The following is a 24,714-nucleotide window of genomic DNA, read 5'->3' as shown; positions in this document are numbered from 1 at the left end:
CTGAGACATGGCACACAAGAAGGGCGCATCGTCCACTCGGAACGGGCGCGATTCCAATGCCCAGCGGCTCGGCGTGAAGCGCTTCGGCGGTCAGGTCGTTTCCGCTGGTGAGATCCTCGTCCGCCAGCGCGGTACCCACTTCCACCCGGGTTCGGGTGTGGGCCGTGGCGGCGACGACACGCTGTTCGCGCTGCTGGCCGGTTCGGTCGAGTTCGGCACGCACCGTGGCCGCAAGGTCGTCAACATCGTTCCGGCCGCCTGATCCAGCTCCTGCTGATCACGGCGTACTGAACTTCCCGAGGGCGGATCTCAGCTCTTCCCGGCTCAGGCCGGGAAGAGAGGTCCGCCCTCGGCGCGTTGTCACATAGACACGTTTAATGGGTAGCAAGGCCTACCCCCCGGGCTTTCCGGGATATTCCCGCTGTATCTGGAGGAACAACCATGACCACCTTCGTGGACCGCGTCGAGCTGCACGTCGCCGCGGGTAACGGGGGCCACGGCTGCGCCTCCGTTCACCGGGAGAAGTTCAAGCCGCTCGGCGGCCCCGACGGCGGCAACGGCGGCCGTGGCGGCGACGTGATCCTGGTGGTGGAGCAGGCGGTCACCACCCTGCTCGACTACCACTTCAGCCCCCACCGCAAGGCCACCAACGGCAAGCCCGGCGAGGGCGGCAACCGCTCCGGCAAGGACGGCACGGACCTGATGCTGCCCGTGCCGGACGGCACCGTCGTCCTTGACAAGGAGGGCAACGTCCTCGCCGACCTCGTCGGCCAGGGCACCACGTACGTGGCCGCCGAGGGCGGCCGCGGCGGCCTCGGCAACGCCGCGCTGTCGTCCGCGCGCCGCAAGGCGCCCGGCTTCGCGCTCCTCGGCGTCCCCGGCACCGCCGGCGACGTCGTCCTGGAGCTCAAGACCGTCGCCGACGTGGCGCTTGTCGGCTTCCCCAGCGCGGGCAAGTCCTCGCTGATCTCCGTGCTCTCCGCAGCCAAGCCGAAGATCGCGGACTACCCCTTCACCACCCTCGTCCCGAACCTCGGCGTGGTCACCGCCGGCTCGACGGTCTACACGATCGCCGACGTCCCGGGCCTGATCCCGGGCGCCAGCCAGGGCAAGGGCCTCGGCCTGGAGTTCCTGCGCCACGTCGAGCGCTGCTCGATCCTCGTGCACGTCCTGGACACGGCCACCCTGGAGTCCGACCGCGACCCGCTGGCCGACCTCGACGTCATCGAGGAGGAGCTGCGGATCTACGGCGGCGGCCTGGAGAAGCGTCCGCGCCTCGTCGTCCTCAACAAGGTCGACATCCCCGACGGCAAGGACCTCGCCGACATGGTCCGCCCGGACCTCGAGGCCCGCGGCTACAAGGTCTTCGAGGTCTCCGCGGTCGACCGCACGGGCCTCAAGGAGCTGTCCTTCTTCCTCGCCGAGGTCATCGCCAAGGCGCGTGCCCGCAAGCCGAAGGACGAGGCGACCCGCATCGTCATCCGGCCGAAGGCCGTGGACGACAGCGGCTTCACCATCGCCTACGACGAGGTCGAAGAGGTCTACCGGGTGCGCGGCGAGAAGCCGGAGCGCTGGGTCCGCCAGACCGACTTCAACATCGACGAGGCCGTCGGCTACCTCGCGGACCGCCTCAACCGCCTCGGCGTCGAGGCCGCGCTGCGCAAGGCCGGCGCCCGTGCCGGTGACGGCGTCGCCATCGGCGCGGACGAGAACGCGGTCGTCTTCGACTGGGAGCCGACCATGATGGCCGGCGCCGAGATGCTGGGCCGCCGCGGTGAGGACCACCGCCTGGAGGCCCCGCGCCCGGCGACCACGCGCCGCAAGGAGAAGGAAGCCGAGCGGGACTCCGTGCAGAAGGAGTACGACGAGTTCAAGCCGTTCTAGCCCACCTCCCGAGACGGGAGCCGGTTCGGGTTTGAAGGTGCCTTTACATCGTTCCCCTAGGATCCACAGGGTGAACAGCACCAACACGCCCACGGTTTCCGTCGTGGTCATCGCGTACAACGACGCCGGGCTCGTGGGCGAGGCCGTTACCTCGGCCCTCGCCCAGGGCCCGGTGGTCGCCGAGGTCATCGCGGTCAACGACGCCTCGTCCGACGACACCGGGCGGGTCCTGGACGACCTGGCCGCCGTACACCCCCGCCTGAAGGTCCTGCACCGGGCGGAGAACAGCGGGGGGTGCGGCACCCCCCGCAACGACGGGATCGCCCTCGCCACCGCCCCGTACGTCCTCTTCCTCGACAGTGACGACGTCCTGCCGCCGGGAGCCGCCGACGCCCTGGTGCGCACGGCCGTCCGGCACCGGGCCCCGGTCACCGTCGGAACGGCGGTCCGGCGCGAGCTGCCCCAGCACCACGACGTGCCGTGGATGCCCGGCCTGCACACCCCCGGAGAGGTGATCGAGCGGCCGGCCGACCGGCCCGGCCTCGTCCGGGACACCCTCTGCGTCAACAAGCTCTACGACCGCGCCTTCCTCGACGAGCACGGCCTGCGTTTTCCCGACGGCCGCTTCGTCTACGAGGACTTCGTCTTCACCGCCCGCGTCCTCGCCGCGGCCCCCCGCATCGCCGTCACCGCAGACCTCGTCTACATCTGGCACGTACGCCGCTCCGCCGCCCAGGTGTCGATCTCCCTGGACCGCAAGGACGTCGGCAACTGGCGCTCCCGGATCGAGGCCCACCGCGCCGCCTCCCGGATCCTGGCCGACGCCTCCCCGGAGCTGGGCCGCGCCTGCCAGGTGAAGTTCCTGGAGTACGACCTGCGGATGTACCTGCGCGAACTCGGCAAGGACCCCGGGTACCAGCGCGCCTGGTGGACCCTGACCCGCGCGTACCTCGCCACCTTCACCGAGGCGGACATCGAGGCGGCCGCCCCGCACGCCCGCTGGATCGTACGGGTGCTGCGCGCCGCCGAGACCCCGCCCGCCGACGTCGAGCGGCTCACCCGCCTCGCCGCCGAGCCGCCCCGGCTGCTGCCCCCGTACGCGGCCACGGCCGACGGGAACCCGGTGTGGAGCACGGAGCTCCCGGTCCCGCTCGACGGGCTGCTCGCCCTGCCGACCTCCGCACTGCCGGTGACCATGGACGCCGAACCGGCGGGCAAGACGGCGGTGCGCGTCCGCCTGCACGACCTGTACGGGCGCCTGGGCGCGGCCGTGCCGCGGACCGCGCAGCTGCGCTTCCTGCCCCGCGCCGGCGGCGATCCCGTGCTCGCCAAACCGGTGGAAATGACCCCCGGCGAGGACGGCGGCTGGACGGCCCTGCTGCCCTTCCGCCTCTCCGACCTGGCATCCACCGGCCGGAGCCAGGGCCTGCGCAGGCTCCAGACGTGGAACGTGGAGGTGGGCGTGGAGTGCGCCGACGGGAGCTCCCTGCTCACCCCGCTGCGCCCCCGCGGCCCGCTGCTTCGCCGCCGGGCGCTGCCCAGCAGCCGGTACGGTGTTCTGCTGACGCAGCCGTACCGCACGGCCTCCGGAGCGCTGGCCCTGCGCCTCGCACCGGGTGCCGCGGGCGCGCTGTACCTCGTACGCAACCGATTCGACCGGGCCAGGGCGGGCCGCGCGTCGGGCTGAGGCACCAGGACCTCAGCGCCAGAACACGGACAGGACCAGGGAGATACACATGACGTTTCTGATCACCGGGGGCGCCGGATACATCGGCGCGCACGTCGTCCGGGCGATGCTGCTCGCGGGGGAGGAGGTCGTCGTCCTCGACGACCTCTCCACGGGCAACGAGGACCGCGTACCGGAGGGCGTACCGCTGGTGATCGGCTCGGTCCTGGACCGGCTGGTCCTCGACAAGACCATCGCCGACCACCGGATCACCGGTGTGGTGCACCTGGCGGGCAAGAAGCAGGTCGGCGAGTCCGTCGAGAAGCCGATGTACTACTACCACGAGAACGTGGGCGGCCTCACGGTCCTGCTCCAGGCCGTGGCCGCCGCGGGCATCCGCAACGTCCTCTTCTCCTCGTCCGCCTCCGTCTACGGCATGCCCGACGTGGAGCTGGTCACCGAGGACACCCCCTGCGCGCCGCTGAGCCCGTACGGCGAGACCAAGCTGGCCGGCGAGTGGCTGGTCCGCGCCGCCGGCAAGGCGCACGGCATCTCCACCGCCTGCCTGCGCTACTTCAACGTGGCGGGCGCCGCGACGCCCGAACTCGCCGACACCGGCGTCTTCAACCTGGTCCCGATGGTCTTCGAGCGCTACGACGCCGGCCAGGGTGCCAAGATCTTCGGCGACGACTACGCGACCCCGGACGGCACCTGCGTCCGCGACTACATCCACGTCGCCGACCTCGCGGACGCCCACGTCGTGGCGGCCCGCAAGCTCGCCGAGTGGGCCGCGGCCGGCGACTACAAGGACCTGACCGTCAACATCGGGCGCGGCGAGGGCGTCTCCGTGCGGGAGATGGTCGAGCTCCTGAACGCGAACACCGGCCACGACTACGCCCCGGTCGTCTCCCCGCGCCGCCCCGGCGACCCGGCGAAGGTCGTGGCCTCCGCCGAGCGCATCGGCAGCGAGCTGGGCTGGAAGGCCCGCCACGACGTCCGCGAGATGGTCACCTCCGCCTGGGCCGGCTGGGAAGCCCACCGCAAGGCCTGACCCCGGGCGGCTCCGTCGTGTCCGGGGCGGGGCGGGTCGGCGCTCCGGGAAGGTCAGCGCTCCAGGAAGGAGAACAGCTCCTCCCACCGGTCGGTGATCCCGGCGCTCGAGTACCGCCGCACCGAGCGGAAGGCCGACTCCCCGAGCCGGTCGCGCAGTTCGCGGTCCGACATCAGGGCGCCCAGGTGCCCGGCCAGCTCCATGGTGTTGCCCAGCCGGGCCAGCAGCCCGTCCTCGCCGTGCGTGACGATCTCCCGTACGCCCGGCGCGCAGTCGAAGGCCGCCGCCGGCACGCCCGCCGCCATCGCCTCCAGCAGCGTGATCGGGAAGCCCTCGGCCCGCGAGGCCTGCGCGAAGACCGAGGCCCCGCGCAGCGAGCCCAGCACGTCGTCGGTACTGCCCATCCACTCCACGGAGTCGTCCAGCCCCAGCGAGGTGCAGTGCGCCCGCAGTACCGGCTCCTCCGTGCCCGCCCCGTAGATCCGCAGGACCCACTCGGGATGGTGCGGGGCGACGTCCGCCCACGCGTCGAGCAGCAGGTCGACGCCCTTCTCGAACGCGAGGCGGCCGACGCTGGCGACGACCTTCTCCGTGCGCGGAGCGGGCCGCTCCGGCATGAAGGGCAGCGGGTTCGGCATGCTGCCGACGTTCTCCATGCCCGCCCGGATCCACAGGTCCGCGTCCTCGGCGGTCAGCACCAGCAGCCGGTCCACCTCGCGGTAGTGGCGGCGGACCCGGTCGCCGCGGCTGGACTTCTGGCTGGCCTCGAACGACTCGTGGCTCATGCCGATGACGCTGAGCCCCTTGGTGTCGGCGAGTGCCACCCACTCCATCGCCCAGACCTGGGTGACGATCACGACGGCGCCCGGTGCGGCCGCCCGGAACAGGTCGCTCAGCTGTTCGGCCTTGGTCCGCATCAGCGCGCGCCGGGCCGCCTGGCGGCGCCGCTCGGGCGCGTTCAGCCGGCCCTTGAGCCCCTGCAGCCGGCGTGCGGGCGGCGGCTGGGAGGCGTACAGGGTCGTCGTCGCGTACGGCAGGTCCGCCGGCAGCTTCTGCCGGATCTCCTCGGCGACCGGGGCGATGCCGACGATGTGCACCCGGTGGCCGCGGTCGGTGAACAGCCGGGCCATCTGGTGCGACCAGGTGGTCACGCCGCCCAGCTCGTCGACGTTGTTGGAAACGAGGAAGATGTCACGGCCGCCCGGGGTGGCGGTCTGCTGGCTCACTTGCCGCTCCTGGTGAAGAACTTCTCGACGATCTGGCGCGCGGCGTCCCCGCGGTCGTACTCGCCGAACTCGGTGAGGAAGCGCTGGCGGGCCTCGGCGTACTTGGCGTCGGCCTCCTCGAAGGCGGAAAGCGCCTGCAGCAGCTCGTCCGCCGTGGCCACCACCGGGCCCGGGGCCTTCTCCTTCAGGTCGAAGTACGTGCCGCGGATGTCGGTGGCGTACTTCTCGTAGTCGTAGGCGAAGAACAGCATCGGCCGGTCCAGGACCGCGTAGTCGAACATCACGGACGAGTAGTCGGTGATCAGACCGTCGGCGAGGGCCAGCAGCGGGGTGATGTCGTGGTGCCGGGACACGTCGAGGACCCGGCCCGCGACGGACGGCGGGAGGGAGACGCTGTTGAGGTAGTGCGTCCGCACCAGCAGGGTGAAGCGGTCACCGAGCCGGTCCGCGAACTCCTCCACGTCGAACGGGAACTCGAAGCCCTCCACCGCGCCGTCCGCGTTCGCCCGGAACGTCGGCGCGTACAGCAGCACCTTCTTCTCCGGGTCGATGCCCAGCTCCGCCGCGAGCGGGCCGCGCACCCGCTCGCCGCTCTGCACCTCGGACCGGTGGGCCTCGACGAGGGCGTCGTTGCGCGGGTAGCCGGTGCGCAGCAGCACCTCGTCGCGCAGCCGGAAAGCCTTGGCGAGGGTGCGCGTGTCGTGCTCCGAGCGGATCAGGAAGTGGTCGAAGCGGTTGACGGCCGCCTGGAACCGGTCCTGGCCCGCCCGCCCCTGCGCCTTGGTGCGGGGCTCGTGGAAGCCCATGCGCTTGAGCGCGGAGCCGTGCCAGGTCTGGATGTACGTGGTGCCCGGGCGCTTGGCGAGGGCCAGCGGGAACCCCTGGTTGTCCACCCAGAACTCGGCCTGGGCCAGTGCCCGCAGGTAGGGCCAGCTCCAGCGCCGGACCAGGGTGGCCTCCTTGGGGAAGCCGGTGGGCTTGCCGCCCGCGTACGACCAGATCGCCTCGAAGGGGACGCCCTGGCGCACCATCTCCTCGTAGATCGCCTTGGGGCTGTCGCTGTACTGCTTGCCCATGTGGCTCTCGAAGACGACCGTGCCCTTCTTGACCGGCAGTTTCGAGAAGACCTCGTGGTAGAGCTTCACCTTCTGCTCGCCCGAGCCCATGTTCCGGCGGGTCCGCAGGGCCTTGCGCAGGCCCCGCTTGACCACTCCGGCGGCCTTGCCGTGTATGGCGTTGTTGATCAGCGTCTGGGTGCGGACGGCCGCGGCGCCCTCGGCGGTCAGGACATAGGAGAGGTTGCCCTTCTTGGTCACCTCCGGCTCGAAGCGGTCGGAGACCAGCCGGGTCAGCCGGGGGCGCACGCGCAGCCGGGACGCCGCGTCCAGGTCGACCCCGCCGACCGACACGCGGGTGGTGACGTGGTCGCGGCCGGCGTTCAGCCGCAGCCGGACGTCCCACACGGCGTCGATGATGCCGAGCGGGCGGACGGTGCCGCCGATGTCGGCGCTGCCGCTCCACTCGATCGTGTCACCGGCGTGGCGCACGGTTGCCACCGGGAAGCTGAACGAACGTACGCCGATCTGCCGCCGGGCCCGGAATTCCAGCGAGGCCGACAGCTCCGCGTCGGGCCGGATGCGGCCCAGCGGGTTCACGACGGCGCCGGAGAGCATGACGGTGCCGCGCCCGTCGTCCTCGTAGGAGGTGAGGCGGTTGCCCAGCTGGAGGGAGGCGAGCGGGGTGGTGTGGAAGCCGTCCCCGGTGACGTCCAGTATCCGGCGGGCCTCGGTGTCGTCCGGGTCGTCGATGTGCCGCTCGCACCAGTAGATGCGGCCGTCGCGCTCGGCGAGGGGGGAGGAGAGCCGGCCCTTGTTCGTCATGGCGTCGGCGGCCGGGAGCAGGTTGTCCCAGTCCTCCTTGCCGAGCAGGTAGGCGCAGATCGCCTGGAGGTGCGTGACGTTGTCGTACGCGGTCCGGTCGATCCCGGCGAGGTAGCCGTTCGCCAGGCGGGCGAACTCCTGGCGGTACGCGTCGCTCAGCAGGGGCAGGTCGCGCAGGTGCAGCACCAGGTCGTGCTTGAGGAACTTGGCGTCCTTCGCGGACTTGATGTCCGTGTGGCCCTTGGCGGCCAGCAGTTCGTCCACCCGGCGGTGGATCTCCATCCGGTGGACGAAGTTCGCGATCTCGTGGCGCCGGTTGCTGATCGACTTGGCGGAGGCCTTCTCGATCACGTTCCAGAAGTAGACGTGGTTCGGGATCAGCGTGATGCGGCGGGCCGCCACGTAGGCCTGCGCCGAGAACAGCAGGTCCTCGTAGTGGATGCCGACCGGGAACTCCAGGCCCTGCTCCAGCAGGAACGCGCGCCGGTAGCACTTGTTCGTGGAGAGGGTGTCGTAGACCAGCAGGTCGGGGAACTCGGTGATCGACTCCAGCGTCCGCGTCCGCGAGTAGATCCACGGGTACCACTCGGTGGTCTTGCCCCACCGGTTTTCGAGGTGCACGCGCACGCACATGCCCGAGACCAGGTCGGAGCCGGTCCGCTCGGCGGCGTCCAGCATGTTCCGGCAGGCGTTGCGCTCCAGCACGTCGTCGCTGTCCAGGAACATGACGTATGTGCCGGTGGCCTGCGCGATGCCGTGGTTGCGCGGGGCGCCGCAGCCCCCACTGTTCTCCGGAAGTTGGAACGCGCGCACTTTCCCCGGGTGCGCGGCTTCCAGTTCCTGGGCGACGGTGAAGGACCTGTCCTTGCTGCAGTCGTCGACGATCACGACCTCGACCCCGTGCAGGGTCTGGTCCAAAACCGACTGGACTGCTGTCGACAGACGCTCTGCGTCGTTGTAGACGATGACGACCACGGAGACGTCGGGCACGTGCACCTCGATCCCTTCGATTCGTTTCGCTCAGCTGATTCCGCTTATTCAGTCAAAGCTACCGCGTACCGCACTCGACTCAGGCAGGCCGACTCTCGGCGTGCGGGTTCTGGGGAAGAGGTGAGTGGCAGGGCCGGTCGTCCGCAATCACCCGTTCGGACCCAGCAGGATGTGTTCATGACCAAGCTGTCCGTAGTTGTCCCTTGTTTCAACGAAGAAGCCGTCATCGACAGCTTCGACGTCGAGATCCGCAGGGTCCTGGACGCCCTCCCCGTCGACTACGAGGTCTGTTACGTCGACGACGGAAGCTGCGACGGCACCCTCCGAAAGCTCCGGAAGATCGCGGCCGAGCACGGCGAGCAGACCCGCTTCGTCTCCTTCAGCCGCAACTTCGGCAAGGAGGCCGGCATGCTCGCCGGCCTGCGCGCGTCGACCGGCGACGCCGTCGTGATCATGGACGCGGACCTCCAGCATCCGCCGGAGCTCATCGCCACCATGCTCGAGCACCACCGGCAGGGGCACGACCAGATCATCGCCCGCCGAACGCGCGAGGGGGACAAGAGGCTCCGCTCCGTGCTGAGCCGCCTCTACTACCGGGGGGTCAACCGCTGGGTGGACGTGGAACTCACCGACGGGGTCGGCGACTTCCGCATGCTCTCGCGCCCGGCCGTGGACGCGCTGCTGTCGCTGCCCGAGTACAACCGCTTCTCCAAGGGCCTGTTCTCCTGGATCGGCTTCGACACGGTCCACTTCGACTACCGCAACGCGCGGCGCGAGGCCGGCGAGACGAAGTGGAAGTTCGGCGCCCTGCTGAACTACGGCATGGACGGCCTGATCTCCTTCAACAACCGGCCGCTGCGGACGGGAATCTGGCTCGGCGTGTCGCTGGTCGCCCTGACCGCCGTCTACGCCCTGTGGATCACGGTCGCGGCGATGACCAACGGGGTCGAGTCGCCGGGGTACGTCACCCTCGTGGCGATCATCGTGGGCCTCGGCGGCGTACACATGATCATGCTGGGCCTGATCGGCGAGTACATCGGCCGCATCTACTATGAGACCAAACGGCGGCCGCACTTCCTGGTGAAGGAAGCACACGGCTCCGACCCCGTCCCGCACGTGGCGCTGACCGCGGAACCGGGGAGGTCCGGCCCGGTCGCCGGGGCGGCGGCCGCCCCGCACAACGCGGAGCGCAGCACCGGATGAGCAGACGAGAGCAGCTCGGCCAGATCCTCCGCTTCGGCCTGGTGGGAGCCGTCAACACGGGCACCTTCTACCTGCTGTACCTGCTCCTGCACCCCTGGATGCCGTACTTCGCCGCCTACACCCTCGCCTTCCTGCTCTCGATGGTCGGCTCGTTCTTCATGAACACCTACTTCACCTACCGCACCCGGCCCACCTGGAAGAAGTTCCTGCTCTTCCCCCTGACCAACGTCACCAACTACGTCGTCCAGTCGGTCGGCCTGTACGCCCTGGTCACCTGGGCCGGCCTCGGCACGCGGATCGCCCCGCTGGTCGCCGCGGTCGTGGCCATCCCCTTCACCTACCTGATCTCCCGCAAGATCCTCGTCCCGGGCACCGCACGTGACGAGGAGGCGGAGGCACAGCCGGTGCCGGCGGGGCCTGCGGGAGCGACGGGAGCGACGGGAGCGACGGGGTCGGCCGACCGGGCGGGGGAGGGCGGCCAGGGTGGACACGGCGGCCAGAGCGGACACGGCGGTCAGGGCGGGCCGTCCAGGGTCTGAAACCCCCGCGCAGCCGCTCCCGGCCACCCCGTAGATTGAGGTCACAGGCATTTCGGCAAGGGGCAAGGGGACACACGTGTCAGCGGCTAGGCAAGGTGTCGTGGACGCCCGCAGGATCGTGGTCAAGGTCGGCTCCTCCTCCCTGACCACGGCGGCGGGCGGCCTCGACGCCGACCGGGTGGACGCCCTGGTGGACGTCCTGGCCAAGGCGCGCGGCGGCGGTGACAAGGAGATCGTCCTCGTCTCCAGCGGAGCCATCGCCGCGGGGCTCTCCCCGCTCGGCCTGCGCCGCAGGCCCAAGGACCTGGCCCGGCAGCAGGCCGCCGCCAGCGTCGGACAGGGCCTGCTCGTCGCCCGCTACACCGCCTCCTTCGCCCGCTACGGCCTCCGCGTCGGCCAGGTCCTGCTCACCACCGACGACACCAGCCGACGGGCGCACTACCGCAACGCCTACCGGACCCTGGACCAGCTGCTCGCCATGGGCGCGCTGCCCGTCGTCAACGAGAACGACACCGTCGCCACGGACGAGATCCGCTTCGGCGACAACGACCGCCTGGCCGCCCTCGTCGCCCACCTCGTACGGGCCGACCTGCTGGTCCTGCTCTCCGACGTGGACGGCCTGTACGACGGCGACCCCTCCCTGCCCGGCACCACCCGCATCGACGAGGTCCGCGGCCCCGGCGACATCGCGCACGTCTCCATCGGCAGCGCCGGAAAGGCGGGCGTGGGCACCGGCGGCATGGTCACCAAGGTCGAGGCGGCGCGGATCGCCGCCGCCGCCGGCATCCCCGTGGTCCTGACCTCCGCCAGCCAGGCCGCCGACGCCCTGGCCGGCCGCGCCACCGGCACCCACTTCCACGCGACGGGCCGCCGCTCCGGCGACCGGCTGCTCTGGCTCCAGCACGCCTCCACCCCCCAGGGGCACCTCGTACTGGACGACGGCGCGGTGCGCGCCGTCACCGAGCGCGGCAGCTCCCTGCTGCCCGCGGGCATCGCCTCCGTCGAGGGCGACTTCATCGCGGGGGACCCGGTGGAGCTCCGCGACACCTCGGGCCGGGCGGTCGCGCGCGGCCTGGTCAACTTCGACGCCAAGGAGCTCCCGCAGCTCCTCGGCCGCTCCACCCGCGAGCTCGCCCGGGAACTCGGACCCGCGTACGAGCGGGAGGTCGTCCACCGCGACGATCTGGTCCTGCTACAGGGCTGAGGTTGGGTAAAACCGCCGCGCGGGGGGCCGGGGACTGGTCAACTGTGAGGGGCGGGTGGACACGCGTAGCGGAGACAGGAGGCGGCTGGTGAGACGAGCGCTGACCAGCGTCGGTACGGGGGACGGTGAGGGCGCCGGGCACGAGCAGGAGCCGGACCACGACTCCCGCCTGTGGCACGTCACCCTGAGCGTCTCCGGCAAGCCGGCGCCGCTGTCCGAGGTCCGGCGCGGGCTGGAGCAGCTCGCCCACGACCACCCCTTCCTGCTGACGAGCCGCTACGCCGACGACCACGCCGAGATCCGCTACTGGGAGGAGGCGCGCGACCTCCACGACGCGGCGGCCGTCGCCCTGCGGCTGTGGGGCGAGCACCGCTCATCGGCGCAGCTGCCGCCCTGGGAGATCGTCGGGCTGGAGGTCATCGACCGCTCCACCTACCACCAGCGGGTGGCGGAGGGCTACGGCCCGCCCCCGGCCCACCCGGTGGGCGTACACCCGTACTGACCCCGCACCCCTGCTTCCCGACGGGCCCCACCGACCCCTGCGGGTGGCCCCCCACTCCTCTGGGATTCCTCCCTCCCGCTGGCAGCCGCCCGGCCCCGCCGCGCCGGCGTGTGAGGCGCGGGGTCCGGGCCGGAGCCCCAGGGATCTCCGGCCGGGGGAGCCCCGCGCAGCGGTACCGGCGGCGGGGTGGACAGCCGCCGTGCGCAGGCCGTCTCGGGGGGTGGAACCCCGTCCGGACCGGCCGGGCCGGGGATTACCCTGGCGGCATGACCTCGCCCGACGCCACCGCCACCTCGCCCGTCCTCGCCACGGCGCGAGCCGCCCGCACGGCCGCCGCCGTCCTGGCCCCCCTCCCTCGGTCCGCCAAGGACGCCGCCCTGCTGGCGGTCGCGGACGCGCTGGAGGCCCGTACGGCCGAGATCGTCGAGGCCAACGCCGTCGACACCGCCAAGGCGCGGGCGGCCGGCACCAGCGAGACCGTCATCGACCGCCTCACCCTCACCCCGGAGCGGGTCGCCGCCATCGCCTCCGACGTGCGGGACGTCGCCGCCCTCCCCGACCCCGTCGGCGAGGTCGTCCGCGGCAGCACCCTGCCCAACGGCATCGACCTCCGCCAGGTCCGGGTCCCGCTGGGCGTCGTCGGCATCATCTACGAGGCCCGCCCCAACGTCACCGTCGACGCCGCCGCCCTGTGCCTCAAGTCCGGCAACGCGGTCCTCCTGCGCGGCAGCTCCTCCGCCTACGCCTCCAACACCGCCCTCGTCGCCGTCCTCCGCGACGCCGTCGAGGGCGCCGGGCTGCCCGCCGACGCCGTCCAGCTGGTCCCCGGCGAGTCCCGCGAGTCCGTTCGCGAGCTGATGCGCGCCCGCGGCCTCGTCGACGTGCTCATCCCCCGCGGCGGAGCCTCCCTCATCAAGACGGTGGTCGAGGAGTCGACGGTCCCGGTCATCGAGACCGGCACCGGCAACTGCCACGTCTACGTCGACGCGCAGGCCGACCTGGACATGGCCGTGGACATCCTCGTCAACTCCAAGGCGCAGCGTCCCTCCGTCTGCAACTCCGCCGAGACCCTCCTGGTCCACCGCGACATCGCCGACGCCTTCCTGCCGCGCGCCCTCGACGCCCTCGCCGACGCCGGAGTGACCGTGCACGGCGACGCCCGCGTCCTGGCCGCCGCCCGGGACGGCAAGGTCACCGCCCTGCCCGCGACCGACGAGGACTGGGCCGCCGAGTACCTGTCCTACGACATCGCGGCCGGCGTCGTGGACTCCCTGGACGACGCGGTCGCCCACATCCGCCGCTGGACCTCCGGCCACACCGAGGCGATCGTCACCACCTCGCAGGCCGCCGCCCGCCGCTTCACCCAGCTGGTCGACTCGACCACGGTCGCCGTGAACGCCTCCACCCGGTTCACGGACGGTGGCCAGTTCGGCTTCGGCGCCGAGATCGGGATCTCCACCCAGAAGCTGCACGCCCGGGGCCCGATGGGCCTTCCGGAGCTCACTTCCACCAAGTACATCGTCACCGGAGACGGTCACATTCGGTAGTCGTCGGTCCCACACCGGGTGGCCGGATTCGCCGCACACCCTGCCCAAAGCAGCCCCCCAGGTCTACGCTGGTCCTGTGCCGGACGACGTGGGGGGCAAGCCGTTCCCGGACGACGGGGAGCCCGACGACGACCGCGGAGGCGCGGATCACGACTTCGCCTCCGTGGTGTTCGACGAGGACTTCGTCCGGAACGCCGAGATTCATGAACAGAGCGCCGCCGAGCGCCAGCGGGCGGCCGACTTGGCGCGCGCCGAGGCCGAAGCCGCCCGGGCCGCCGTCGCGGGCGGCTGGACGGCCGACGACGACGCCTACGGGTACGGCCGCCCCGACGGGTACGAGGACCACGGCTGGGACCACGGCCACGACCGCCAGGGATACTCCGACGGCCCGTACGGGGCCTACGGGGGCAGTCTGCGGCCCTACCGGGGCCGCTCGCCCTGGCTCCGGCCCGTCGCCTGGGTCCTGGCCTTCGTGCTCGGGCTGGGCATGGTCGCGCTCGCCTTCAGCGCCGTCTACCGCAGCGCCTCGGGCCAGGCGGACCCCGCTCCGGCCCCCGCCAGTACCCCATTGGGGGAAGTCAGCGGGGCCGGTGCGTTTATGGACCCCGTCGGCCGCCAACCCTGAAGGTACGACCCCACTCGCACTTCCTCCGGAGCTGGGGGCTTCTCTGAAGCGGGAACAGCGGGGAGAAGCGATGGCCGTTCCAGGAGACCCGCCCAACGGCGCCCCCGAAGGCACCGGCGGCGACGACGACGAGTTCCGGGCGGACGAGTACCGGTCGGTGGTGTTCGACGAGGACTTCGTACGGGCCGCCCGGATCCAGGAGTACTCCGCGCAGGAACGCATGGGCGAGCACGCCCGCGCTGTGCGCAGCCGCTCCATCTGGTCGACCGGCAGCGCCTCGGGCTCCCGGGGCGGGGCGCCGGGCCGGGGCGCCCGGCAGGGCCGGCTGCTCGTGCTGTTCATCGCCATGGCCTTCGCCGCCGCGGTCTACATGGGGCTGCGCAACCCGTACGTGCCCCCGCCCGACGGCGTGGCCCAGCCGCTCACCAGCACTGTCGTCCCGCTGGCACCCGGCACGCCCGTGCCCGGCGGGCGGCCCGCCGACCTGTTCGCGCGGAGCCCCGCGGCCGACTACCGCATCGGGGCGGTCGGGATCAACATGCCCGCCGTGCGCCGCACCCCGCACTTCACCGACGGCCAGGTGGCCATCGCGCTGTCCATCGCCAAGGACTACCTGGTGCAGTCCTCCCTCGACCCCGACGTCCTGGCCGGCACCGCCTCCCGTCCGGTCCGGGTGCTCCTCGACCCCGACCAGCTGGCGCAGTTCGACCGGAGCATGGCCTCGCCCTCCGGAGACGGCCGGCACGCGGCGACGGGCTGGCTGGTCCGCTTCGACCCGGCGACCGCCGTCCTGGCGGACCCCCGGGTCCGGGTCAGCGGAACCCTCGGCGTCGAGGAGGCGGCTCCCGACGTCCTGGAGGTCACCACCGACCACACCTTCGTCTACGCCGTCCGCCCGGCCACCGGATCACCGGCCGCCGCGGAAGGCGCCTCGCTCTTCACCGTCCGGCGCGAACTGCGGCTGCGCTTCGACCGGGACGACCTGGGCGCGCGCCGGGCGGAACTGGCCTCGGCGTACGTGATGGCCGGACCGCAGGACTGCTCGGCCGACCCGGCCGCGGGCTTCCGCCCGCTGCTGGCCGGAGCCGGCCCAACCACGGTGGGCCCGGCCGCGAGCGACCCGTACGCCAGCGGCCACCCGCGGCGCGCGGCCGGGCTGTGCGGCGTACTGGCGGCGCCCGCGACCCCGCAGGCCCCGCCCGTCAGCCCTGGTCCGTAGCCCCTCCCTTGCCCTCGGGGCCGGCGGCCGTGCCACCGCCCGCACCCGCTCCGCCACCGGCACTCGCTCCGGCACCCGCTCCGGTGAACTTGTCGCGCAGCTTGCCGCCCAGGTCGGCCGTGCCGCCCGCGATGTCGCCGACCAGCTTCATCAGCGGGTCCTTGCTGGTCCGTACCGCATCGGCGTAGTGGGTGGCCGACTGCCGGAACGAGTCGCTCACCGAGGCGTCCTTGTCCTCGTCCCGCCGCGGGTAGTGGCCGTCCATGATCCGCTGGTAGTCGCGGCTCTCCGCCCACTTCTTCAGCTCGGCCGCGCGCACCGTGGTGAAGGGGTGCGTCCGGGGCAGCACGTTGAGGATCTTCAGCACGGAGTCACGCAGGTCACCGCTCGACTCGTACTCCTCGGCCTGGGCGAGGAAGGCGTCCACGTTCATCTCGTGGAGGTGGTTGCCTCCCGCGATCTTCATCAGCCCGCGCATCGAGGCCCGCAGGTCCTGGCCCGCGAGCAGCCCCGCGCGGTCCGCCGAGAGCTCCGACTTGCGGAACCACTCCCGCAGCGCGGTCACCAGCGCCATGATCGCCACGTTGCCCAGGGGGATCCAGGCCACCTTCAGCGCCAGTCCGGTCAGGAACAGCAGGATCGTGCGGTACACGGCGTGACCCGAGAGGGCGTGGCCCACCTCGTGGCCCACCACGGCCCGCATCTCCTCCTCGTCCAGCAGCTCGACGAGGCCCGTCGTCACCACGATGATCGGCTCGTCGAGGCCGATGCACATCGCGTTGGGCTTCGGGTCCTGCTGCACGTACATCTGGGGGACCTTCTCCAGGTCCAGGATGTAACAGGCGTCGCGGAGCATCGTGTGCAGGTGGGGGAACTGCGTCTCGCCCACCCGCACCGATTCCGACAGGAACAGCAGCCGCAGGCTCCGCTCCGGAAGCAGCCCGCTCAAGGTCTTGAACACCGTGTCGAATCCGCTCAGCTTCCGCAGCGCCACCAGCGCCGAGCGGTCCGAGGGATGCTCGTACGCCCGCGAGGAAATACCGGGGAACCTCCTGCGGTCCCGCGCCGGTGCCTTCTCGAAACCCGTCTTCTCCGTCATTGCGCCCTCCCCTGGATCGGCCTGCTGGCCATGCGTCTATCCTCTCCAACGCCTGAGTCGGCGTGAGCGTGCCCCGGGCCCCCGCATACGATGTGAGCGAAGTCTCCGCCCGCTCCCCCGACTCGATAGGTACCTGCCTGATGAGCCTCTCCTCCACCGCCCACAACCTGGTCGTCCTCGCCTCGGAGGGGGCCGAGCACGGCGGCAACCACAGCAGCCTGAACCCGTACCTGACCGGTGGCGCCGCGCTCGGCATCCTGCTCCTGATGCTCTGGATCACCACCCGCCTGAACCGCGACCGCTAGACCGCGGACGGTTTCGCACCGGTGTCCCGAACGGGCTCGCAAGCGGGTCCGGGCCGCTCCACCGGGCCAGTAGGCTCTGCGCTCATGGGAGAGCAGGAAATGCCTACCGGCCCGGTCAAGCGCCGGCTCGGCGTCATGGGCGGGACATTCGACCCGATCCACCACGGACACCTGGTGGCGGCGAGCGAAGTGGCCGCGCTGTTCCACCTCGACGAGGTGGTGTTCGTACCGACCGGCGAGCCGTGGCAGAAGTCGCAGGGCGCCGTGTCCGCCGCCGAGGACCGCTATCTGATGACGGTCATCGCCACGGCCTCGAACCCCCAGTTCTCGGTGAGCCGCATCGACATCGACCGCGGCGGCCCGACGTACACGATCGACACCCTGCGCGACCTCAAGGCGCAGAACGACGACGCGGACCTGTTCTTCATCACCGGTGCCGACGCGCTCGCACAGATCCTCACCTGGCGGAACGCCGACGAGCTCTTCTCCCTGGCCCATTTCATCGGGGTCACCCGGCCGGGCCACGTGCTCACCGACGACGGCCTGCCCGAGGGCGGCGTCTCCCTGGTCGAGGTGCCCGCGCTGGCCATCTCGTCCACGGACTGCCGGGCGCGGGTCGCCAAGGCGGACCCGGTCTGGTATCTGGTTCCGGACGGTGTCGTGCGTTACATCGACAAGCGTGAGCTGTACCGGGGAGCCTGAGCTTCCGGAGAGAGGGGCCCCGCGGTGAACGACCGACAGGACGCGTACGACCCGTACGCGGCCCAGGAGCAGCAGCTCATCGGCTACGACGCGTACGGGCGGCCGGTGTACGGCCAGGCGCCCGCGCAAGCCGCCCAGCCCGCCCCGCCCCCTCCCCGGTACGAAGAGCAGCGGTACGAGCCGCAGCAGTACGACCCCCAGCGGTACGAGCCGCAGCAGTACGACCCGCAGCGGTACGGGCAGCCGCACGAGGACCAGTCGTACGGCTACGACCAGCAGGGATACGGGCGGCAGCCGCAGCAGGACCACTACGCCCAGCAGCCGCCCGCCCAGGAGTACGCGCAGGAGTACGCGCGGCAGGAGTACCCCCAGGCGCCGCCCGCCTACGGGTACGACACGCAGCAGGCCCAGCAGTGGATCCCGCAGCAGGCCGCCCCCCAGGCGCCGCCGGAGCCCGCACCCCGGCCCGAGCCCGCCGCCGGGCCGCCCGCGGCCCAGGTCCCCGAGCCGCGCCGCTCCGACGCGGACGCGGACGCCGCTCCCGACTATCGCACCGAGCAGTTCTCCTTCATCGACCAGCCGGACGAGGACTCCGAGGACGTCATCGACTGGCTCAAGTTCACCGAGAGCCGCACCGAGCGCCGCGAGGAGATCCGCCGACGCGGCCGCAACCGCGTGGTGGCGCTGATCGTCGTCCTCGCCCTGTTCGTCGTCGCGGGCCTCGGCTACCTCTGGTACCAGGGCAAGCTGCCGTTCCTGGACGGCCCGGGGAAGGACAAGACCGCAGCGACCGCCGACGCCGGCGCGCAGAAGCGGGACATGATCGTCGTCCACCTGCACAACACGAAGAAGGGCGGCACCTCCTCGGCGCTGCTCGTCGACAACGTCACCGCCAAGCAGGGGGCCACGGTCCTGCTCCCGAACGCCCTCGGCGTCCCCGCCGCCGACGGCACCGCCACCACCCTCGGCAAGTCGGTCGAGGACGGCGGCCTCGGCACCCGCGAGTCCCTGGACTCGGTGCTCGGCACCAGCATCGGCGGCACCTGGCGGCTGGACACGCCGTTCCTGGAGAACCTGGTCGAGCTCGTCGGCGGAATCGAGGTCGACACCGACACCGCGGTCCCGGCCGACGACGCCGCGAAGACTCCGGCCGTCGCCCAGGGCGAGAAGCAGAGCCTGAGCGGCCCGATGGCCGTCGCGTACGCCACGTACCGCGCGCAGGGCGAGCCGGAGGCCAAGCAGCAGGAACGCACGGGCAAGGTGCTCCAGGGGGTCCTGCGCAAGGTGCCGGGCGATCCGAAGGCGGCGGCGGTGACGGTCGAGAGCATCGGCCAGATCCTCGACCCGGCGCTGAACGCCCAGACCCTCGGAGCCCTGCTGTCCCGGCTCGGCGCGCACGCCAAGGTGGGCGCGTACCGGACGGACGTCCTCGCGGTGAAGGCGGACGGCACCCTCACGGACGAGACCAACAAGAAGGTGGTCAAGGAGGTCCTCGGCGGCTCGGCCTCGGCCGCGCAGCCCGGAGCCACCCCCAGGGTGGGCCTGAAGGACGCCACTGGTGACGACAAGACGCAGGCGGCGGCGAGGGCCGCACTGCTGAACGGCGGCTACGCCTTCGTGGACGGCGGCAAGGCCGACAGGACGGCGGCCGCGTCGCAGATCACGTACCAGGACGACGCCCAGCGGGACCGGGCCGTCGAGGTCGCCAAGACGCTGGGCCTGCCCGAAACGGTCGTGAAGAAGGCCGAGAACGCGGTGAACGCGGACGTCGTGGTGATCATCGGGAAGGACTACAAACCGTCCTGACCGGGCCCCGAGCGGGCTCGGAGGGCGGTCACCGCCCGCGCTGGACGTTCCGCGCGGGCGGTGTCGGCGGTACATGAGACCCTTGTAAGGATCTGCCCGCCAACCCGAAAGCATGGCCAGTGACCGCCACGGACCGCTCCATCGAGCTCATCACCGCCGCCGCCCAGGCCGCGGCCGACCGGCTCGCGCACGACATCATCGCGTACGACGTCAGCGACGTGCTGTCGATCACCGATGCCTTCCTGCTCGCATCGGCGCCCAACGACCGCCAGGTCAAGTCGATCGTCGACGAGATCGAGGAGCGCCTCCTCAAGGAGCTCGGCGCCAAGCCGGTGCGCCGCGAGGGCGACCGCGACGCCCGCTGGATCCTGCTCGACTACGTCGACATCGTCGTCCACGTCCAGCACAGCGAGGAGCGCGTGTTCTACGCGCTGGAGCGCCTGTGGAAGGACTGCCCCGAGATCGAACTGCCCGAGGACGCCAAGCTCACGCTCGGCAAGGCCGAGGAGCACGCCAAGCTGCGCGAGGCGGCGGGCGACGACGAACTGGACGGTGATCTGTTCTGAGCGGGACCACCTCGGGCAAGACCACCAGGAAGATCGTCCTCTGGCGGCACGGCCAGACCGCGTGGAACCTGGAGCGCCGGTTCCAGGGCTCCACGGACATCGAGCTGACCGAAGCGGGCGTGGCGCAGGCGCGCCGCGCCGCCCGGCTCCTCGCCTCGCTGAAGCCGGACGCCATCGTGGCCTCCGACCTCAGCCGGGCCTCGGCCACGGCCGCCGAGCTGGCGGCCGTCACCGGCCTGACGGTCGAGCACACCCCGGCGCTGCGCGAGACGTACGCGGGTGAGTGGCAGGGCCTCACGCACGACGAGATCCTCGAGAAGTACGGCGAGCAGTACGCGGCGTGGAAGCGCGGCGAGGCGGTCCGCAGGGGTGGTGGCGAACTGGAGACCGAGGTCGCCGACCGTGCCGCGCCCGTGGTGCTGGAGCACGCCGGCCGGCTGCCGCAGGGCGGCACGCTCGTCGTCGTCAGCCACGGCGGCACGATCCGTACGACCATCGGCCGTCTGCTGGGCCTGGACTCGTACTACTGGGAGGGCCTCGGCGGGCTCTCCAACTGCTGCTGGTCCGTCCTCGGCGAGGGCGCGCGCGGCTGGCGCCTGATGGAGCACAACGCCGGAACGCTGCCCGAACCGGTGCTCGGCGACGACGACTGAGCGGCTCCCCGCGGCCCTCCTGCCGGGGCAGCCGCCCGGATTTCACTTTCCGGCTGGTCGCAGGCTAGAGTTCTTCTTGTTCGCAGCGCGGAACACCGGAGACGGGGGAGCGCGGCGGAGAGCGGGGCTATAGCTCAGTTGGTAGAGCGCCTGCATGGCATGCAGGAGGTCTGGAGTTCAATTCTCCATAGCTCCACAATCGGAATCCCGTCCCCAAGTGGGGGCGGGATTCTTGCTTTTGCCCCCTTTGTGCTTGCTGGCCGGGCCTGTACCGGCATGGCAGAATCGGAGCGCCGGAGGGGGACACGACGGCCCGACGCGGGAGGGAGTCGCTGACGGATGGGTGCACACCGGCGGCGGTGCGACTGGTGCAACAACGGCACGCCGATCGTGCGGGACATGGACCCGGTCAACTCCGACTACCAGTACTGGTGCGAGGAATGCGCACGGGCGCTGATCATAAAAGGCGATCCGATCGAGACGTACCGTGAGCTGGAAGGGGAGCCGATCTACGGCCGGCTGCTCGACGAACACTGCACGCTGAAGCGGTTCTACCAGTTCGCCCGAGCGTGATGTAAGCAGGCCAAAACGGACATGGCCCGTGGTCGGTGGAAACCGATTTTTGGACCAGGGCCATGACCGTGTAATGTTTGAGATGTCGCCGAGGGGAACCGGCAAGGAACACCGAGCGACAGGCAGTACGAGGGGCTATAGCTCAGTTGGTAGAGCGCCTGCATGGCATGCAGGAGGTCTGGAGTTCAATTCTCCATAGCTCCACAGTGAAGAAGCGGGCCACCCGGATCGGGTGGCCCGCTTCTCGTTGTTCCGCTTCGGCGTCCGTCGCCGCTTCCACGACGCGGTCGCTCCGAGCGGGCGTCGGGGGCGCTGCGGTACCCTGGCGCCATGCGTGCCGTACGCCTTCTGCTTACCGAGCCGCGCTGATCAACGCCGACCCTCCGGTGGTCGGCATCGGCGCGGCGTCCCCTCCTGTGCGAGGGGTTTTTTCGTTTGGGCAGGCAGAGACGGCAGAGACGATCGATGGAGCTTCAGAAATCATGAGCGAGACGAACACCCCGGCCCCCGAGGCGGCCGAGGCGCACCGCTACACGGCTGCCATGGCCGCCGACATCGAGGCACGCTGGCAGGACGCCTGGGACGAGCAGGGCACCTACGAGGCGCCCAACCCGACCGGGGACCTGGCCGGGGACCCCGCGGTCGTCGCCAAGCCCAAGAAGTTCATCATGGACATGTTCCCGTACCCGTCCGGCGCGGGGCTGCACGTCGGCCACCCGCTCGGGTACATCGCCACCGATGTCTTCGCCCGCCACCAGCGGATGACCGGCCACAACGTCCTGCACACCCTGGGCTTCGACGCCTTCGGCCTGCCGGCCGAGCAGTACGCCGTCCAGACGGGCACGCACCCGCGGGTGTCGACCGAGGCGAACATCGAGAACATGAAGGTCCAGCTGCGCCGGCTGGGCCTGGGCCACGACAAGCGCCGGTCGTTCGCGACGATCGACCCGGACTACTACAAGTGGACCCAGTGGATCTTCCTGCAGATCTACAACTCCTGGTATGACGTGGACGCCGCCAAGGCACGGCCGATCGCCGAGCTGGTCGCCGCCTTCGAGGACGGCTCCCGTGAGGTTCCGGGCGGCCGCGCGTGGGCCGGGCTGACCGCGGGCGAGCGGGCCGACGTACTGAACGACTTCCGGCTGGCGTACGCCTCGGACGCGCCCGTGAACTGGTGCCCGGGGCTGGGCACCGTACTGGCCAACGAAGAGGTCACCGCGGACGGCCGGTCCGAGCGCGGCAACTTCCCGGTCTTCAAGGCCAAGCTGAGCCAGTGGAACATGCGGATCACCGCGTACGCCGACCGGCTGCTGGACGACCTGGACGCGCTGGACTGGCCCGAGGCCATCAAGCTGCAGCAGCGGAACTGGATCGGCCGCAGCGAGGGCGCGCGCGTGGACTTCGCCGTCGGCGGCGCCGGCGCAATCACCGTCTTCACCACCCGCCAGGACACGCTCTTCGGCGCCACCTACATGGTGCTGGCGCCCGAGCACGAGCTGATCTCCACCATCGTCCCGGCCGCCTGGCCCGAGGGCACCCACCCCGTGTGGACCGGCGGTCACGCCACCCCGGCCGAGGCCGTGAACGCGTACCGCAAGCAGGCCGCGTCGAAGTCGGACGTCGAGCGGCAGGCGGACGCCAAGGAGAAGACGGGCGTCTTCACCGGCGCGTACGCGACCAACCCGGTCAGCGGCGAGCAGGTCCCGGTCTTCATCGCCGACTACGTGCTGATGGGCTACGGCACCGGCGCGATCATGGCCGTCCCGGCGCACGACAGCCGCGACTTCGCCTTCGCGCGCGCCTTCGAGCTGCCGATGCGCTGTGTCGTGCAGCCGTCCGACGGCCGCGGCACCGACCCGGCGGAGTGGGACGACGCGTTCGCCTCGTACGAAGCGAAGCTGGTCAACTCCACCGGCTCCGGCCTGTCGCTGGACGGGCTGGGCGTGGTCGAGGCCAAGGCCCTGATCACCGGCTGGCTGGCCGAGCGCGGCATCGGCGAGGGCACGGTCAACTTCCGCCTGCGCGACTGGCTGTTCAGCCGCCAGCGGTACTGGGGCGAGCCCTTCCCGATCGTCTACGACGAGGACGGCGTCGCGCACCCGCTGCCCGAGTCGATGCTGCCGCTGGAACTGCCCGAGGTCGAGGACTACTCGCCGCGCACCTTCGAGCCGAACGACGCGCTGTCGCAGCCCGAGACCCCGCTGTCGCGCAAGGCCGACTGGGTCGAGGTCGAGCTGGACCTGGGCCGCGGCGAGGGCGTCAGGCGCTACCGGCGCGAGACCAACACCATGCCGAACTGGGCCGGCTCCTGCTGGTACGAGCTGCGCTACCTGGACCCGCACAACGCGTCCGCGCTGGTGGACCCGGAGATCGAGCAGTACTGGATGGGCCCGCGCGAGGGCCAGCCGCACGGCGGCGTCGACCTGTACGTGGGCGGCGCCGAGCACGCGGTGCTGCACCTGCTGTACGCGCGCTTCTGGGCGAAGGTGCTGTTCGACCTCGGTCACGTCTCCTCGGTGGAGCCGTTCCACAAGCTGTACAACCAGGGCATGATCCAGGCGTTCGTCTACCGCGACGAGCGCGGATTCCCGGTCTCGGCCACCGACGTCGAGGAGCGGGACGGAAAGTTCTACTTCGAGGGCGAGCCCGTCAAGCGCGAGCTGGGCAAGATGGGCAAGTCCCTGAAGAACGCCGTCACGCCGGACGAGATCTGTGAGGAGTACGGCGCGGACACCCTGCGCCTGTACGAGATGGCGATGGGCCCGCTGGACGTCTCGCGTCCGTGGGACACCCGCGCCGTCGTCGGCCAGTACCGCCTGCTGCAGCGCCTGTGGCGCAACATCGTGGACGAGGAGACGGGCGCGGTGACGGTCGTCGACGCCGAGCCCGCCGAGGACACCCTGCGCGTGCTGCACAAGGCGATCGACGGGGCCGGCACCGACCTGGCCGCGCTGCGCTTCAACACCGCCATCGCCAAGATCACCGAGCTGAACAACGCGCTGACGAAGGCGGGCCGCCCGCTGGAGCGCACGGTCGCCGAGCGGCTGGTGCTGCTGGTCGCCCCGCTGGCCCCGCACATCGCGGAGGAGCTGTGGCACCGGCTGGGGCACAGCGATTCGGTGGTCCACCAGGACTTCCCGGTCGCGGACCCGGCGTACGTCGTCGACGAGACCGTGACCTGCGTGGTCCAGGTCAAGGGCAAGGTCAAGGCGCGGCTGGAGGTGCCGCCGACGATCTCGGACGCGGACCTGGAAAAGCTGGCCGTCACCGACGCCGGAGTGGTCGCGGCGCTGGGCGGGTCGGAGATCCGCAAGGTGATCGTGCGCGCGCCGAAGCTGGTCAACATCGTCATCTGACGGGTTCGGGCTCCGGCCTAGGGGTATTCCCGTACGGGCAGGTTGGGGGTTCGATTGGAACCCCTGGCCTGCCCGTGGCGTTTACGGTGGAGGAGACGGACTAGGCAGGGGAGAGGAA

General features: G+C 71.2%; 21 protein-coding genes and 2 tRNA genes. 20 read left to right on the top strand and 3 right to left on the bottom strand.

Annotation, left to right across the window (positions count from 1 at the left end; translation table 11 throughout):
* Positions 1-7 precede the first annotated feature (7 nt).
* From rpmA to galE, 4 genes are all read left to right on the top strand, one after another.
* Positions 8-262, top strand: a complete 255-nt coding sequence (rpmA, locus tag OTB16_RS04690) for a 50S ribosomal protein L27 (protein ID WP_030384676.1) — start codon at positions 8-10, stop codon at positions 260-262.
* 179 nt (positions 263-441) lie between these two features.
* Complete coding sequence (gene obgE, locus OTB16_RS04685) at positions 442-1,884, top strand: GTPase ObgE (RefSeq protein WP_267718573.1); 1,443 nt, start codon at positions 442-444, stop codon at positions 1,882-1,884.
* Positions 1,885-1,954: 70 nt separating this feature from the next.
* On the top strand, positions 1,955-3,571 hold the full coding sequence (locus OTB16_RS04680; protein ID WP_267718572.1) for a glycosyltransferase family 2 protein: 1,617 nt from the start codon (positions 1,955-1,957) through the stop codon (positions 3,569-3,571).
* A gap of 49 nt (positions 3,572-3,620) precedes the next feature.
* Positions 3,621-4,601, top strand: coding sequence for a UDP-glucose 4-epimerase GalE (galE, locus tag OTB16_RS04675; RefSeq protein ID WP_267718571.1), 981 nt, complete (start codon positions 3,621-3,623; stop codon positions 4,599-4,601).
* Between the two features lie 53 nt (positions 4,602-4,654).
* Here the strand turns inward: galE and OTB16_RS04670 are convergent, their stop codons facing one another.
* Together OTB16_RS04670 and OTB16_RS04665 are read right to left on the bottom strand one after the other, a co-directional pair.
* The gene (locus OTB16_RS04670; RefSeq protein ID WP_267718570.1) at positions 4,655-5,827 is read right to left on the bottom strand and encodes a glycosyltransferase; all 1,173 of its coding nucleotides are present in this window, start codon (positions 5,825-5,827) and stop codon (positions 4,655-4,657) included.
* Positions 5,824-8,703 carry a bifunctional glycosyltransferase/CDP-glycerol:glycerophosphate glycerophosphotransferase gene (locus OTB16_RS04665; RefSeq protein ID WP_267718569.1) on the bottom strand — a complete coding sequence of 960 codons (2,880 nt, stop codon included), beginning with the start codon at positions 8,701-8,703 and terminating at the stop codon, positions 5,824-5,826. Before OTB16_RS04665 ends, OTB16_RS04670 begins: the two co-directional genes overlap by 4 nt.
* A gap of 171 nt (positions 8,704-8,874) precedes the next feature.
* Between OTB16_RS04665 and OTB16_RS04660 the strand changes: the two genes are divergently transcribed.
* The 7 genes from OTB16_RS04660 (at position 8,875) to OTB16_RS04630 (ending at position 15,536) form a co-directional block, all read left to right on the top strand.
* Positions 8,875-9,900, top strand: a complete 1,026-nt coding sequence (locus OTB16_RS04660; protein WP_267718568.1) for a glycosyltransferase family 2 protein — start codon at positions 8,875-8,877, stop codon at positions 9,898-9,900.
* A complete protein-coding gene (locus tag OTB16_RS04655) occupies positions 9,897-10,439 on the top strand; it encodes a GtrA family protein (protein ID WP_267718567.1) in 543 nt (180 codons plus the stop codon). The genes OTB16_RS04660 and OTB16_RS04655 overlap by 4 nt, the downstream gene beginning before the upstream one ends.
* Before the next feature lie 76 nt (positions 10,440-10,515).
* Positions 10,516-11,643 (top strand): glutamate 5-kinase, encoded by a 1,128-nt coding sequence (proB, locus tag OTB16_RS04650; protein ID WP_267718566.1) that lies wholly within the window; start codon positions 10,516-10,518, stop codon positions 11,641-11,643.
* Positions 11,644-11,731: 88 nt separating this feature from the next.
* Positions 11,732-12,145: a hypothetical protein gene (locus OTB16_RS04645; RefSeq protein WP_420717616.1), complete on the top strand. Its 414-nt coding sequence runs from the start codon at positions 11,732-11,734 to the stop codon at positions 12,143-12,145.
* Between the two features lie 266 nt (positions 12,146-12,411).
* Positions 12,412-13,692: a glutamate-5-semialdehyde dehydrogenase gene (locus OTB16_RS04640; protein ID WP_267718565.1), complete on the top strand. Its 1,281-nt coding sequence runs from the start codon at positions 12,412-12,414 to the stop codon at positions 13,690-13,692.
* A 76-nt stretch (positions 13,693-13,768) separates the two neighbouring features.
* Positions 13,769-14,317 (top strand): SCO2584 family spore wall biosynthesis protein, encoded by a 549-nt coding sequence (locus OTB16_RS04635; protein WP_267718564.1) that lies wholly within the window; start codon positions 13,769-13,771, stop codon positions 14,315-14,317.
* A 70-nt stretch (positions 14,318-14,387) separates the two neighbouring features.
* The gene (locus OTB16_RS04630; RefSeq protein WP_267718563.1) at positions 14,388-15,536 is read left to right on the top strand and encodes an SCO2583 family membrane protein; all 1,149 of its coding nucleotides are present in this window, start codon (positions 14,388-14,390) and stop codon (positions 15,534-15,536) included.
* Here OTB16_RS04630 and OTB16_RS04625 read toward each other — a convergent pair.
* Positions 15,520-16,635, bottom strand: a complete 1,116-nt coding sequence (locus OTB16_RS04625) for a M48 family metallopeptidase (RefSeq protein ID WP_267718562.1) — start codon at positions 16,633-16,635, stop codon at positions 15,520-15,522. The two genes, OTB16_RS04630 and OTB16_RS04625, sit on opposite strands and share 17 nt — an antisense overlap.
* A 140-nt stretch (positions 16,636-16,775) precedes the next feature.
* On the opposite strand from OTB16_RS04625, the gene OTB16_RS04620 reads away from it, so the two are divergent.
* The 9 genes from OTB16_RS04620 (at position 16,776) to leuS (ending at position 24,596) form a co-directional block, all read left to right on the top strand.
* Positions 16,776-16,940, top strand: coding sequence for a hypothetical protein (locus OTB16_RS04620; protein WP_267718561.1), 165 nt, complete (start codon positions 16,776-16,778; stop codon positions 16,938-16,940).
* A gap of 84 nt (positions 16,941-17,024) precedes the next feature.
* On the top strand, positions 17,025-17,642 hold the full coding sequence (nadD, locus tag OTB16_RS04615; RefSeq protein WP_267718560.1) for a nicotinate-nucleotide adenylyltransferase: 618 nt from the start codon (positions 17,025-17,027) through the stop codon (positions 17,640-17,642).
* Positions 17,643-17,666: 24 nt separating this feature from the next.
* Positions 17,667-19,448: an LCP family protein gene (locus tag OTB16_RS04610; protein ID WP_267718559.1), complete on the top strand. Its 1,782-nt coding sequence runs from the start codon at positions 17,667-17,669 to the stop codon at positions 19,446-19,448.
* Between the two features lie 119 nt (positions 19,449-19,567).
* On the top strand, positions 19,568-20,014 hold the full coding sequence (rsfS, locus tag OTB16_RS04605) for a ribosome silencing factor (RefSeq protein WP_267718558.1): 447 nt from the start codon (positions 19,568-19,570) through the stop codon (positions 20,012-20,014).
* The gene (locus OTB16_RS04600; RefSeq protein ID WP_267718796.1) at positions 20,011-20,667 is read left to right on the top strand and encodes a histidine phosphatase family protein; all 657 of its coding nucleotides are present in this window, start codon (positions 20,011-20,013) and stop codon (positions 20,665-20,667) included. Before rsfS ends, OTB16_RS04600 begins: the two co-directional genes overlap by 4 nt.
* 123 nt (positions 20,668-20,790) lie before the next feature.
* Positions 20,791-20,863: transfer RNA gene (locus tag OTB16_RS04595), tRNA-Ala, on the top strand.
* 143 nt (positions 20,864-21,006) lie between these two features.
* On the top strand, positions 21,007-21,240 hold the full coding sequence (locus OTB16_RS04590; protein WP_267718557.1) for a hypothetical protein: 234 nt from the start codon (positions 21,007-21,009) through the stop codon (positions 21,238-21,240).
* A 131-nt stretch (positions 21,241-21,371) separates the two neighbouring features.
* Positions 21,372-21,444: transfer RNA gene (locus tag OTB16_RS04585), tRNA-Ala, on the top strand.
* A 278-nt stretch (positions 21,445-21,722) separates the two neighbouring features.
* On the top strand, positions 21,723-24,596 hold the full coding sequence (gene leuS / locus OTB16_RS04580; RefSeq protein ID WP_267718556.1) for a leucine--tRNA ligase: 2,874 nt from the start codon (positions 21,723-21,725) through the stop codon (positions 24,594-24,596).
* The last annotated feature ends 118 nt before the right edge of the window (positions 24,597-24,714 follow it).

The sequence above is a fragment of the Streptomyces antarcticus genome, from assembly GCF_026627255.1.
GTDB lineage: Bacteria > Actinomycetota > Actinomycetes > Streptomycetales > Streptomycetaceae > Streptomyces > Streptomyces antarcticus.
Note: the sequence above shows the minus strand (reverse complement) of the source record. Positions and strands in the feature narration are given on the sequence as shown.